This window comes from Acidithiobacillus sp. YTS05 (genome assembly GCF_024396695.1).
Lineage (GTDB): Bacteria > Pseudomonadota > Gammaproteobacteria > Acidithiobacillales > Acidithiobacillaceae > Igneacidithiobacillus > Igneacidithiobacillus copahuensis.
The window spans coordinates 2,002,901-2,015,630 of the sequence record NZ_CP094359.1; the positions used below are offsets into that span (position 1 = coordinate 2,002,901).

The 12,730-nt window shown below is 60.2% G+C and carries 13 protein-coding genes; 7 read left to right on the top strand and 6 right to left on the bottom strand.

Annotated features, from left to right (window positions below; translation table 11 throughout):
• Positions 1–203 precede the first annotated feature (203 nt).
• From MQE22_RS09850 to MQE22_RS09870, 5 genes are all read right to left on the bottom strand, one after another.
• Entirely contained in the window at positions 204–479 is a 276-nt protein-coding gene (locus tag MQE22_RS09850; RefSeq protein WP_215871311.1) for an oxidative damage protection protein, read from the bottom strand.
• Between the two features lie 93 nt (positions 480–572).
• Entirely contained in the window at positions 573–1,613 is a 1,041-nt protein-coding gene (mutY, locus tag MQE22_RS09855) for an A/G-specific adenine glycosylase (protein ID WP_215871310.1), read from the bottom strand.
• The gene (locus MQE22_RS09860) at positions 1,610–2,860 is read right to left on the bottom strand and encodes an AsmA family protein (protein WP_215871309.1); all 1,251 of its coding nucleotides are present in this window, start codon (positions 2,858–2,860) and stop codon (positions 1,610–1,612) included. The genes mutY and MQE22_RS09860 overlap by 4 nt, the downstream gene beginning before the upstream one ends.
• A complete protein-coding gene (gene ptsP / locus MQE22_RS09865) occupies positions 2,850–4,571 on the bottom strand; it encodes a phosphoenolpyruvate--protein phosphotransferase (protein WP_215871308.1) in 1,722 nt (573 codons plus the stop codon). Before ptsP ends, MQE22_RS09860 begins: the two co-directional genes overlap by 11 nt.
• Positions 4,568–4,843, bottom strand: a complete 276-nt coding sequence (locus tag MQE22_RS09870; protein WP_215871307.1) for an HPr family phosphocarrier protein — start codon at positions 4,841–4,843, stop codon at positions 4,568–4,570. Before MQE22_RS09870 ends, ptsP begins: the two co-directional genes overlap by 4 nt.
• 117 nt (positions 4,844–4,960) lie before the next feature.
• Between MQE22_RS09870 and MQE22_RS09875 the strand changes: the two genes are divergently transcribed.
• Genes MQE22_RS09875 through recN form a run of 3 tightly spaced genes read left to right on the top strand, consistent with a single transcriptional unit; the run spans position 4,961 to position 7,973 of the window.
• Positions 4,961–5,392, top strand: a complete 432-nt coding sequence (locus MQE22_RS09875) for a superinfection immunity protein (RefSeq protein ID WP_215871306.1) — start codon at positions 4,961–4,963, stop codon at positions 5,390–5,392.
• A gap of 8 nt (positions 5,393–5,400) precedes the next feature.
• Entirely contained in the window at positions 5,401–6,276 is an 876-nt protein-coding gene (locus MQE22_RS09880) for an NAD(+)/NADH kinase (RefSeq protein WP_215871305.1), read from the top strand.
• Positions 6,276–7,973, top strand: a complete 1,698-nt coding sequence (gene recN / locus MQE22_RS09885) for a DNA repair protein RecN (RefSeq protein ID WP_215871304.1) — start codon at positions 6,276–6,278, stop codon at positions 7,971–7,973. Before MQE22_RS09880 ends, recN begins: the two co-directional genes overlap by 1 nt.
• On the opposite strand, the gene MQE22_RS09890 is transcribed toward recN, so the two are convergent.
• Entirely contained in the window at positions 7,941–8,450 is a 510-nt protein-coding gene (locus MQE22_RS09890; RefSeq protein ID WP_215871303.1) for a hypothetical protein, read from the bottom strand. The two genes, recN and MQE22_RS09890, sit on opposite strands and share 33 nt — an antisense overlap.
• Before the next feature lie 164 nt (positions 8,451–8,614).
• Here MQE22_RS09890 and MQE22_RS09895 point away from each other — a divergent pair, with 164 nt between their 5' ends.
• From MQE22_RS09895 to MQE22_RS09910, 4 genes are all read left to right on the top strand, one after another.
• Positions 8,615–10,090 carry a sensor histidine kinase gene (locus MQE22_RS09895; RefSeq protein ID WP_215871302.1) on the top strand — a complete coding sequence of 492 codons (1,476 nt, stop codon included), beginning with the start codon at positions 8,615–8,617 and terminating at the stop codon, positions 10,088–10,090.
• Positions 10,083–10,589 (top strand): hypothetical protein, encoded by a 507-nt coding sequence (locus tag MQE22_RS09900; protein ID WP_215871301.1) that lies wholly within the window; start codon positions 10,083–10,085, stop codon positions 10,587–10,589. Before MQE22_RS09895 ends, MQE22_RS09900 begins: the two co-directional genes overlap by 8 nt.
• Positions 10,586–11,974 carry a sigma-54-dependent transcriptional regulator gene (locus MQE22_RS09905; RefSeq protein WP_215871300.1) on the top strand — a complete coding sequence of 463 codons (1,389 nt, stop codon included), beginning with the start codon at positions 10,586–10,588 and terminating at the stop codon, positions 11,972–11,974. The genes MQE22_RS09900 and MQE22_RS09905 overlap by 4 nt, the downstream gene beginning before the upstream one ends.
• Positions 11,975–12,053: 79 nt before the next feature.
• Positions 12,054–12,719: a DUF502 domain-containing protein gene (locus tag MQE22_RS09910; RefSeq protein WP_215871299.1), complete on the top strand. Its 666-nt coding sequence runs from the start codon at positions 12,054–12,056 to the stop codon at positions 12,717–12,719.
• Positions 12,720–12,730: the final 11 nt, after the last annotated feature.

Sequence of the window (12,730 nt, forward strand, 5' to 3'; positions counted from 1 at the left end):
TCTGCAGGATCTATCCTCAGCAGGAAAGTGTCGGGGAAAGAAAAAGCACGATCAGGAACAAGGCAGAGGAAGGCACGCAGACATTAGCCAATAATAAACTTTTTCATATTTTTATAGCTGATTATTCAGTCAACTGGCGACCGATAGTCGGAGAAGGGAAGCAGAAGCTGCCTCCCCTCTCGCCGTCGTGGAGAAACGACAGATTATGCGTGCTGCTGCGGCACGAATCCTTCTGGCGTCTGCGCCCCTTCGCCGAAGAAAAAGGCCTCCATCTGCTTTTCCAGGAAGGAGCGTGACTTGGGGTCGATCGGCGACAGACGATATTCGTTGATCAGCATCGTCTGATGCTTGAGCCAATCCTGCCATGCCTCTTTGGAGACCTCCTGATAGATCCGGGCACCGAGGGGACCAGGATAGGGCGGGCGATCCAGACCCTCGGCTTCCTTGCCCAACTTCACGCATTGCACCGTTCTCGCCATATTCACACCTCCGAAAAATTTGCCAACCCATAGTGATAGTTAGAACAGCCCGCAGGGTAGCGAGAGCCATAGGGGATGTCCAGAATCCCGACCTCAGGAGAACAAGCGCCGTAAAGGGCTGGGCAAAGCAAGCTGCGCGAGCTGCTCTGGAGCAAATGGGAACAATGCCCGTCGCCCTTCCCCCACGCCATAGACCGATATGTCAGCCTCTATCACCCGATATTCTAGATGAAAATGAGTAAACGTATGACGTTGCCACGAATGCCATTCCCCTAGCTGCGGCCGCAGGCCATATTCCTCTCGTGCCCAATTGCGCAGTGTTTCCGCCAGTTCCGGCACTTCGTTCGCGCCCGCCAGGGCATACCAGGGCAATGCCCACAACCCTCCCCAGATTCCCCGGTTTGGCCGCTTCTCCAGCAGGACACAGCCATCCTCCGTACGCAGCAGTAAAAAACAGGCGTAACGGACGGGTTTCTCTGGCTGCGGTATCTGGGTAGGTTCACACGGCCCCGCACAGGGACCCAACAAAGGGCACTCGTCACACCGAGCTTTGCGTGACAGACAAAGCAAGGCGCCAAGATCCTGGATTGCTTGGTTATAATCGTGTGCCATAGCTGGCGTTTCCTGCTCCGCAAGCTGCCAGAGCAGGCGCTCGTTCTGGGGACTCCGCATGCTACCCGTGAGCCCGTGATAGCGGAAGAGTACCCGTCGCGCATTGGCATCGAGGATGGCCTGCCTTTGCCCATAAGCACTGGCAAGCACGGCGGCGGCAGTACTGCGGCCAACGCCGGGGAGCTCAAGCGCCTGAACGAGATCCGTCGGGAACTCTCCCTGAAATCTATCGACCACCATGCGTGCTGCGGCGTGGGCGTTGCGCGCCCGGGCGTAGTAGCCCAGCCCGCTCCAGAGCGCCAGCACTTCATCGAGGGAGGCGTCGGCCAGAGCTTGCCAACTGGGAAAGCGCGCCAGAAAACGGCGAAAATAGGGCTTCACCGTCTCCACCCGGGTCTGCTGCAGCATGATCTCGGCGAGATACAAAAGATAGGGATCGCGACTCTGCCGCCAAGGCAAATCATGGCGACCAGACTGCTGATACCAAGGCAAGAGACGACTGGCGATGCTCGGCGGCGTCATTTTGATTTTGCCCGGAGGCGAATCTGGAGATCCCGTGCCTGCCATTGTCCCCAGCGCAGCTGCCCGATCTGCAGCTCGCCCCGTACGGGAGGCCAGGACTTTGGCAAGGTCGGGAGAACCGTTGGGGATGGCGCACTGGACGATGATGTCGTGGGCAGCCAAGGATCGAGATCCAGCTGGGGAATGACGGCAGTAATCTGCCACGGGGCTTGCGTGCTTTCTCGTTGCAGGGAGCCATGGAACTGGGTCTTGCCCAAAATCCCACGCAGGGGGTCCAGCCGGATTGGGCCATCCTGCGTCCAAGAGAGATCCCCCGACAAGGCCGCTGGCCGCAGCGCCCGCTCCTCCTGCACCTTGGGCACTGACAATCCCAGCAGATGCAGCCAGTCCGGCAGATTCTCCGATTGTAGTTGGAACTGGCTGCTCAGAGTGAGGGCCCGCTGCCAGTGTAGCAGCAGATTTCCCTCCCCGCTCAGCTGTGGCTGTGCGGCAATCCTCCAAGTCCGAATCGCTAGACCCTGTGCATTTGCGGTATAGCGCAGGCCTTGCCAATGGAGCTCGCCATGCATCGGCTTCCAGACCAAGCGTAGCGTGCCCTGGTCGATTACCAGCACACCGGAAGACGACAAAGAAAGATCCTTCGCCTGCAGCTGTAGCCGGTTTCCCTGCCCTTGCGCTAGCAGAGAGATTGCCCCAGCTTGCTGCGGCTGCGGGGCTAGATATCTCGCTTGCACGGCCAGCAAACGTCCAGCGTAGGAAAGCTTCCCGCTCATCGTAGCTCCTTGGTCGGCCCGGTAGTGGGCTTGCAGTCTAGAGACCCGCAAGCTGTGTCCGCCCAGCGGCCAGTCCACGGAACTGTCCTGCAAGGTCATTACCCGCGGCAGAGCCATTCCCTGACTGCTGTGGGAGCCACTACCTGGCCAGGGCCCATGCAAATTCAGTCCCTTAATATGCAAATCCATATCCAGCCAGCGCCCAGCGCGCAGAGCCTTCCAGCGCCAACTTGCCTGCATCTGCCGTAGCACGAGCAAGTGCCTGCCAACCTGCAGACCCTGAAGTACAATGCCAACATGCTGGGCGTTGAAGCTAATCTGCGGATTTTTTGCCAAGGTCACTGGCTGCTGCAGCTCCAGGCTCAACACACGCGCGAAGAACCAGGCTGGCAGTCCAGCAAGAATGCACAGATAGAGGAGCAGAGCCACACCGAGCAGGCTGAGAGCCAGCCAGCGCAGGTATCTACGTTTCAATGTCGTCGACGTGGGCGAAGAGTTCGGAGGTGCCGGCCAAGGCGGCGAGGGCCATAACCTTTGCATCTTCCACAGAGGTCGCACGGATTGCCGCCTTTACCTCGGGAATGGCACCGGGGAACATGCTGAAGTGGCGCAGACCCAAGCCAACCAGTAGTGCTGTCCACTGCGGATTGGACGCCATTTCTCCGCACATGGCCACAGGAATCCCAGCGGCATCGCCCGCGGCAATGGTGTGCTGAATCATCGACAACACCCCCACATGCAGGGGGTCGAAGAGTGCGTTGACATCATCATCACTACGGTCTACCGCCAGGGCGTACTGCGTGAGGTCGTTGGTGCCGATAGAGAAAAAATCGGCCACGCCAGCGAAAGCGTGGGCGGCCATCGCCACCGCCGGAACCTCGACCATGATGCCAATGGGCAGATGCTCCGCCACCTTTTGCCCCTCGGCACGCAGCTCGCTGCGCAGTTGTTCGATCAATTGCCGGGTCTGCTGTACTTCATAGACCGTACTCACCATCGGTAACATCAGACGAATGGGCGCCAGGGCGGAGGCGCGTAAGATCGCCCGCAAATGACGGCGAAACCATTCCGGCCGCCGCAGACAGAGGCGCAAGCCACGCAATCCTAACGCGGGATTCAGACCGCTGGGATACAATTGCAGGTCACTGTCGGCAAGGAGCTTATCGGCCCCTACGTCCACCGAACGAATCGTAATCTCCGCACCCGGAAGAGCGCGCAGCACCTGCGCGAAGGCCGCATACTGCTCTTCCTCGCTGGGGCTGTCCGCCCGGTTCATGAAGAGAAATTCGCTGCGAAACAGACCGATTCCTTCGGCATTGCTGCGCTGCACCCACTCGATATCCTCGGGCAGTTCGATGTTGGCGAAGAGACGAATGGCAGTGCCATCGATGGTCAGCGCGGGCAGATGCCGTTCTTCTTCCAAGAGTTGGCGCCGCCGCTCGCGCCGCGCCTGCATCTCGCGATACTCGGCGAGAAGCTCTGGACCGGGATTGACCAGTACCGTGCCCTGTTCGCCATCCACGACCAGCTGATCGCCACTGCGCAGCAGCCGCGTGGCGTGGTGGGTACCCACTACCGCCGGCAGCCCCAGGCTACGCGCCAGGATGGCCGAATGGGAAGTTGCCGCGCCAAAGTCGGTCACCCAACCCAGCACCGAGCCATTTTTGAGCAGGACGGTGTCGGCAGGGCTCAGTTCCGAGGCGACGATGATGCGCTCTGCGGCTGTCTTCAGGCTGGGCACTTGGGCACCGAGCAAGTGCCGCAGCACGCGGTCGGTCACCTGCAGGATGTCCTCCCGTTTGGCGCGCAGATAGGGGTCCTGCATGCGCTCGAAGACTTCGACCAGGCGCTCGCGTTCGTGGTGCAGGGCCCAGGCGGCATTGCGGTGCTGTTCGCGGATCAGGGCAATGGGGCGATCCCGCAGCGCAGGATCGTCGAGCATGAGCAAATGGGCATCGATGAACAGGCGGGTATCCTGGGGGGCGTCCTTGGGAATGGCCTCGCGCACGCGCAAGAGCTCATCGCGAGCCAAGGCCAGGGCGGCGCGCAAACGCTGTTCTTCGCTTTCAAGCTCGTCCCGGGCAACGCTGTAATCCGGAATCTCCATGCTGGCAGGTTCCAGGACGACGGCCGTGCCAATAGCAATGCCGGCCGCCGCGCCAATTCCTGCCAGTTCAAAGGTCACTCACCTTCTCCAAAATAATCTGCAGCCAGGGCGCGCAGCGCGGCGCTGCACTCTTCCTCCTGCTCGCCTTCGGTCTCCAGGGTAAGCACCGTACCCTGGGAAGCGGCCAGGGTCATCAGCCCCATGATGCTTTTACCGTTCACCCGCTGCCCGTCGCGCTCGAGCCAGACCTGACAAGGAAAGCGCGCCGCGATACTGACGAATTTGGCCGAGGCCCGGGCATGCAAGCCCAGACGATTGATGATGGGAAATTCCACTCGCATTGACCGCATTCCTTTTCCTCCAGGCAAGTGGAGAGGATAGCGCCAGCCGCGCGATGGGCCAAGTCGCTGGATCTCGCTGCTTGTGAAATAATCCAGCCTGCATCTTGCAGGACGGGGGTCGAGGTCTTGGACAATACGGCAATGCTGATGGATTACTCCTCTTTTGGGCCGGTGATGGTCGCGGTCATGATTTTCGCGTTCGCTCTCGCCGTCGTCGTCTATTTCATCCCGAGTATTGTCGCCTACGCGCGGCGCACTCAGAATTTTCTGGCTATTTTCCTGCTCAACTTGTTCCTTGGCTGGAGTCTCCTGGGTTGGATAGGATCCTTGATATGGGCCCTGCTCGACGAAAAGAAAGGCTACGCCTATGTGCAGATTCCGGTTGCCGCACCTAGCAACAACGCCTCGATCAGCCCGCAGCCAAGAGCCATCATGACGGCGCCGCCAACGCCGAGCAGCACTGCCGTCTTTTGTCCGCATTGTGGTCATGCCGTCGGACCGGAAGATCTCTTCTGTGCCCACTGCGGTCACGCCCTGCGTCAGCCACCAGAGAAATAGAGCGCTATATGTCAGTCTTCTCGCAGATCTTTGTGCTGGGTAAATACCGCGACAGCGGGGCCCTCCCTGCTCTCCTCCAGCTCACTTCGGCTCTCCAGGCCTGGGGCTGCGATCTGCGCATCGATGCCCGCTATCGGGACCAGTTTCCCGGCCTGCTGCCTTTTTCCTCCCTGCACGAGGCGGAGCCCGGCGATCTGGTCGTCGCGCTGGGAGGCGATGGCACCCTCCTCGGCAGCGCCCGCGAGCTGGCCGGTCGCAATGTTCCCGTCTTGGGCATCAATACCGGGCGCCTGGGATTTCTTGCCGACATTTCCCTTGCCGACATCGATGAGACCCTACCGCCGATCCTCGCCGGTAACTATGTCGAGGATCGGCGCAGCGTTCTGCACGCCGAGCTCTGGCGCGAAGGGACCCCGATCTCTTCCGGGCTTGCCCTGAACGAGGTCTTTGTCCACAAAGGCTGCGGCGAAAGCATGATCGAGCTTGGTGTACAATTGGACAGTCGGCAGCTCTATACCGAACGCGCCGATGGCCTGATTCTCTCCACCCCCACCGGCTCCACTGCCTATGCCCTTTCGGCTGGTGGCCCCATTCTCACCCCGGAGCTGCGCGCCCTACTACTCGTGCCGATCTGCCCACACACCCTGAGTACCCGTCCCATCGTTTTGCCCGATCATTTGCCCCTGCGCTTCAAACTGACGGCAGCGCGCTTCCCGGCCGCCCTCAGCCTCGACAGCCACAGTTCTTTTCCCATGGTCATCGGTGACGAAGTCCATGTGCGTCGCGCCGACTGCGAGGCCCTGTTCATTCATCCACAGGAGCAGGACTTTTTTGCTATCCTGCGCCGCAAGCTTCATTGGGCCGAACCCCCTGGCGAGGACTGATGCTACTTGATCTACAGATCCGCGATTTTGCCCTGATTCGCAACCTCGACATCGAATTTCAGCGGGGCCTGACGGTACTGACCGGCGAGACGGGTGCCGGAAAATCGATCCTGATCGACGCCATCGCCCTGCTACTGGGCGACAAGGGCAGCCCGCAAATGGTGCGGCACGGCGCCGAGCAAGCAGAAATCATCGGCAGTTTTTCCGCCAATCTCGCCAGCGCGGCCTGGCTGGACGAGCAAGAACTTGCAGCAGAAGATGATACCCTCATCCTCCGGCGGGTCCTGCCCGTTCAGGGGCGCAGCCGCCTGTTTCTCAATGGCCGCGCGATCAGCAGCCAACAAGCCCGTGATCTCGGGGCGTTTCTGCTTGATATCCTGGGGCAGCATGCGCATCTCCAGCTGCTCAAACCCGAGCGTCAACTGACCTTGCTCGATCGCTTTGCCAATGGTGACGCCTTGCGTGCCGCGGTTGCCGTGTCCTGGCAGCAGTGGCGCGCGGCGCAACGGGAATGGGACCGGCTCACCCAGAATCAGGCGCAGGATGCCGCCCAGCGCGAGTGGCGACAGTTCTTGTCCCAGGAGCTACAGCAGGCGCGGCTCCGGCCTGGCGAATGGGAAGAGCTGCAGGAGGAAGAGCAACGCCTCATGGCGGTCGAGCAGATTCGTGCCGGCGTCGATCTCGCGCTGCGTGCTCTGGACGAAGACGACGGTGCCCTGTTGCGTCTGGCAGAAGCGCAGCGCGGGCTGAATCAGTCTGCACAAAAGGATCCACGCCTGGAAGATTCGCTACAGCTGCTCGACGCGGCGACGATTCAGGCGAGCGAAGTCGTTGAAGGACTGCGCGGCTATCTGCATCACCTGGAGGCGGAACCCGAGCGACTGGATGAGATTGCGCGCCGCCTGCAGGAGCTGCAGGATCTGCAGCGCAAGCATCGCTGCGATATGACGGGTCTTTTTGCCCTACGGGAACAATTGGCGGCGGAGTTTGCCGCCGAGGACAGCGGCAAAGACCCGCTTGCCCACGCGGCAGAGATCCTGGAGAAATCTCGCCGAAGCTACCTGCAGCAGGCGGAAGCCCTCAGTGCCAACCGGCAGGAGGCAGCACCCCGGCTTGCCTTGGCCTTGCAAGAGCAAGTCCGCTCTCTGGGTATGCAACATGCCGTGGTCGAACTTCGCCTGGACACCCAAACAGCGGAAAAGTCCTGGACAAACGCCGGCATGGATCGGGTGGAATTCTGGATATCCGTAAACCCTGGTCACCCGGCTCAGCCGCTCGCCCAGGTCGCCTCTGGAGGCGAGCTGGCCCGCATCAGTCTTGCCCTGCAGGTGCTACTCAAGCTCGAAGAGGTGGAGACCCTGATCTTTGATGAAGTCGACGTGGGCGTTGGTGGGGCAGTCGCTGAGCGCATCGGCAGGTTATTGCGCCAATTGGGTGCAACCCATCAGGTCCTCTGCGTCACCCACCTGCCCCAGGTAGCGGCGCACGGGCACCAGCACCTCCATGTGGAAAAGTCCGTTGCCGACGGGCAGACCGAAAGTCGTTTGCGTCTGCTGCAAAGCGCCGAGCGGGGCGACGAAATCGCCCGCATGTTGGGCGGTAGCGAGATCGATGCCAGCCTGCAGAACGCAGCGCAGAAGCTCCTGCAGGATGCCGCGCGCAGCTCAGGCAGCCCGCAAGGCACGCAGCGCGGCTAGATCAACCACCTTCTCTGCCGTTGCTGGAAACGCCCACAGGCGACGCCGCAGTGCGCCTTGTCGCGTAAGGATCTTGCGTCCCAGATCATCTCCGCACCAGCGTCCTCGCGCATCGCGTACGGCTCCCAAAAACAACCAGTCAGCCAGCGCAAAGGCCCAATGCTCATTACCCATGGGCAAAATATTGAGCAGATGACCGGAGAAGCGCCACGGCGTCAGCGCCGTAAGGTCATACCCCGGATCCAAACTTTCTGCATCGGGCAGCAGGCACTGCAGACGCTCCCGCGCCGCACTCAGGGCGGCGTCCGGCCGCGTTTGCAACAGCCACACACGGCGCGGCTCCGGCAGATATTCCAGGATCCGATCGAGATCCTCTTCTAGAGTGTCGCTCTGAAAGTCAAGCAGCAATAGGTCTTCTTCGCTAACGACGGCGTAACGGTTGGCAAAACCGGTTTTCTCCAAACAGAAAAGGTGCATGGCAGATCTCCTGGGGCGAATTAGAATATGTAGTTATACTTATGCAATGCCCATGCCAATATCATGAAAAAGGAAAATCAACAGATTGGCGATGTGCTGAGGACGCCTGCCGTAGTCGAAAGACTACAGTGGCAAAAAGCCCGCGAATGGGTAGACTGGCAAACATGCAAAAATTACGAGCCTCCAGGATTGCCGGTCCGTCTCATCTGCGTTTGTCGTCCACCGACACCGGGTCTGGCCCGCCGCGCGCGTCCCTGCTGCGACGGGTGCTGGGCTTTGCCCTGGCTACCGTCATCGCCGTGACTGCCATCAGCGCCCTCGCCCTGCGCGCCGTGCAGACCCTCCAGGATAGCAGCGACACCCTGCTTCGGGTTGCCATTCCGCTACAGCGTGACGCATTGCGTATCAGCGCCCTGCAGGAACAGGCAGAATTCTACGAACGCTTGGCAGCGGTTTTACCGCAGCAAGGCTACCGCGAGACCAGCGCCAAACTGCTGCAACAGGAGCAGGAACAGCTGGCAGAGCTGTTGCCAAAATTGGCAGCCTACCCGCAAATCGCAGCAGATTTGCATGGCTTGCAAACGCAATTACAGGCATTCAGCCAGGCTGATGCCAATCAGCTATATGCCGCGCAGGTACTGCTCGATGCGCGGATGAAAAAACTGAGTAGCGACCTGCAAGAACTTTTTCAGCAGGAAGCGGATCGGGCAGCCAAAGCTCGTCAACATGCGACCTGGCTCATTCTGGCGTTGGTCCTTCTGAGTGCATTGCTGGCCATTTTGGTGAGCTGGCGGGTACAGGTCAGTCTCTCCCGTCCATTACACGGGATTCTGGCCGCCCTGGAAGACATGGCGGCGGGCAGAAGCGCGTTGGTAGCCGAGGCTGGCCCACCGGAATTGCGCGCCGTCGCGAAGAGCATTTCCCTGATGCAGGAGCGTCTGGCAGAAGAAGAAAAATTGCGCCATCTCTTTCTCAGCCAGATTTCTCACGAGCTAAAGACCCCTCTGGCATCGGCTCGCTCGGGAGCAGAGCTGCTCTTGAGCGAACGTTTTGGTGCACTGGATGCACGGCAACGGGAAATTCTTGAGATCATCAACCGGCAGGTGCACGAGCTCTTCCTCGCCATTCAGGAAATGCTGGATTTACATGCCCTGCGCGCCCGCAGTCTCGATTACCATCTGGAGCCTGTCGAACCGGCCTCGTTGCTGCGGGAACTGGAACTGCGTTTTCGTAGCCTGCTTGAACAAAAGGGGCAAAAGCTGCAATGCGGGGTCCAGACATCCAGAAGGGTGCGCGCTGACCCACAGCGTCTGCTACAGATTCTGAGCAATCTGGTGACCAACGCCCACAAATATGCCCCAGCAGAGAGTCGTATCGAGATTGCGGTTGCGGAAGGCCCGCAGGGCGTAGACTTTCGCGTACGCGATTACGGCAAGGGAATCCCCGAAGCATTGCTGGAGAAGGTATTCGAGGAATTTTTTCAGGTACGGGAAAAAGGGGTATTGAGCAAAGGGACGGGTCTGGGTCTGGCTATCACCCGAGAGCTGGTCGAGGCGCAGGGGGGCAGGATATCCTTACGCAACGCGCGTCCCGGACTCCTCGCGGAATTCTGGTTGCCTTATGGAGATGCCCATGCCTAAGTCCCGTCTAGTCCTGTTGTCTCTGGGTCTGCCTCTCCTGTTGAGCGCCTGTGCCGAGCGTCTGCCGCCACCGGCCTTCCCGAGCCCTTCCCCGACGAGCAACAGCGAACGCGGTCTCCTCAGCGCCCTCGCTCATTGTGGTGCCGCCGATTCCCTCGCTTGTGCCCAGATTCACTTGGCGTTGGCGCAGCATTACCTGCGCCAGCAACCACTCAGCCGCACGAGCGTAGCGGCGGCCCATTCGGAGCTGCATATGGCCGCACAAAATCCGGAGTTGGAACAGCAGGTCGACGGTTGGCGTAAATTGACTGCCTCCTGGTTGCAGCTTGCCGCGCGCCCGGAAAGCTCGGGCAAATGCGCGGCCGGGGACAGCTCTACGCTAAGCGCCCAAATTGCGCGACTGAGCGCCGAAAACGCTGCGCAAAAGGCCAAACTCGCCCAACTCAACTCGTTGTTACAGGCAGAGGCCCAGAAGAGTCTGGAGAAGAGAGCAAAATGAGGAATGAGCCCGAACCAGCAACCATTTACGTAGTCGATGACGATCCCGATTTCCTGCGCGTTCTGGGTTTGTGGCTGGAAAGTGAGGGACATCAGGTCGTCACTTTTGACCATCCGGCGGATCTGCAGAAGCAACTGGATAAAAGGCTGCCAGATTTATTGATCAGCGACCTGCGCATGCCGGAAATCGACGGCATGGAACTCCTCGAGTGGGTGCAGGAACGCGAGCCGGACCTGCCCGTCCTCCTTCTCACCGCCCATGGCAGCATTCCCAATGCCGTCGCTGCCATGCGCGGCAATGCCTTTGCCTATCTGGCCAAACCGTTTCGCTACGAAGAATTGCAAGAACAGATGCAGGCAGCCCTGGAGCAATGGCAAGGCAAACAGGAAAGCCGTCGTTTGCGTGCTGCCATCCGCCAGCAGGCCAACCAGTCCCTGCTGTACCGCAGTCGGGCCATGCAGGAGCTGATGGACGACGTGACCCGGGTCGCCGGCACCCAGGCGAGCGTGTTTTTGTCGGGCGAAAGCGGCGCCGGCAAGGAACGGGTTGCCCGCGCCATCCATAGCGCCAGCCCGCGGCAGACTGGGCCATTTTTGGCGATCAACTGCGGTGCCATTCCGGCCGATGTCGCCGAGAGCGAGCTGTTTGGCCATGTAAAGGGCTCCTTTACCGGGGCCACGGCTGACCATCCCGGTCTGATTCGCAGCGCACATGGCGGCACCCTCTTCCTCGATGAGGTGGCCGATCTTCCTCTTCCCCTGCAGGTCAAGCTGCTGCGGGTATTGCAGGAGGGTCGGGTGCGGCCCGTCGGTGGACGCGAGGAGTTCCCGGTAGATATCCGCGTCATCAGTGCCACGCACCAGGATATTCACGCACTTCTGAGTGCCGGTCGCTTTCGTGAGGACCTCTATTATCGACTGCATGTAATTCCCCTGCGGGTTCCGAGCCTTGCCGAGCGCCCCGAGGACATCCTGCTGCTGGCGCAGCACTTTCTCGACCGCGAAGCCTCTCGTCTGCAGCGGGAAATACAGGGTTTTGCTTCCGAGGCGGTCGATAAACTTCTACAACGGGCCTGGCCGGGCAATGTGCGCGAACTGGAAAATGTCGTGACTCAAGCCGTCGCCTTGAGCAACGAGAACTGGATTCCGGCCAGCGCCATATCCGACTCAGGACGGGGGACGAGTACCCCCGCATTTGCCCAGTTGCAGGAAGCCAAGGCAGAGTTCGAGCGCGACTATCTGCAACGGCTGCTGCGCAGTACGGATGGCAACATCTCGCGCGCCGCCCGCATTGCCGGGCGGCATCGCACGGATCTGTACAAATTGATGCGCAAACATCAGTTGCGGACAGAAGACTTCAAAGACGATGGGGAAACGGAGTCCTGACCCAGGTCGCGCAGATGATCTTCCCCTGCAGTAGCGGGTATACTTTACCCGTATCGACTTACGGGACCTGCGAAACGCCATGTTGCCAATGCCAAACCCCAAGGTAACCATCCAGCGGCGCTGGCATCCACGCCGCTGGTTTATCCAAGGCCTGCTGATCTCCCTGCCCATTGGCCTGACCATCTATCTCGTTCTGATGGTTGGAAGCTGGATCGACAGCATCTTTGCCGCCCCGATCCATGCCATCTTTGGTACCGATATCCCGGGCCTGGGCATTGTTCTGACGCTGCTCTGCATTTTTGCGGTGGGCTTTCTGGCATCGCACGTCCTCACCGCCTGGATTTTCGAGCGCCTTAACGCCCTGCTCGAGAGAATCCCGGTACTGCACAGCATCTACAGCACCATCCAGGAAACCGTGGAATTGCTCTTTGGCGGCAAAGAGAAAGGCTTTCGCAGCGCCGTTTTGCTACGCCAAGGTGGCGATCTGGGCTATGTCGTAGGACTGATTACCCGCGATCATCTCGCCGAGTTACCGACTATTGCAGACGAGGACTGTGTGGCAGTATTCATTCCCATGAGCTACGGTGTGGGCGGCTTTACCTGTGTGGTGCCACGTAGCAAGATCATCCCGTTACCCGATCTCAGCCCGCAGCAAGCGCTGCGCTTTGCCATGGCGGGTGGCCTCGGTAGTGGCCGAACAGCGCGAGACAAATCGCTGCAAGCCGACCATCCGGAACCGCGCTAGTATCTTAGTTC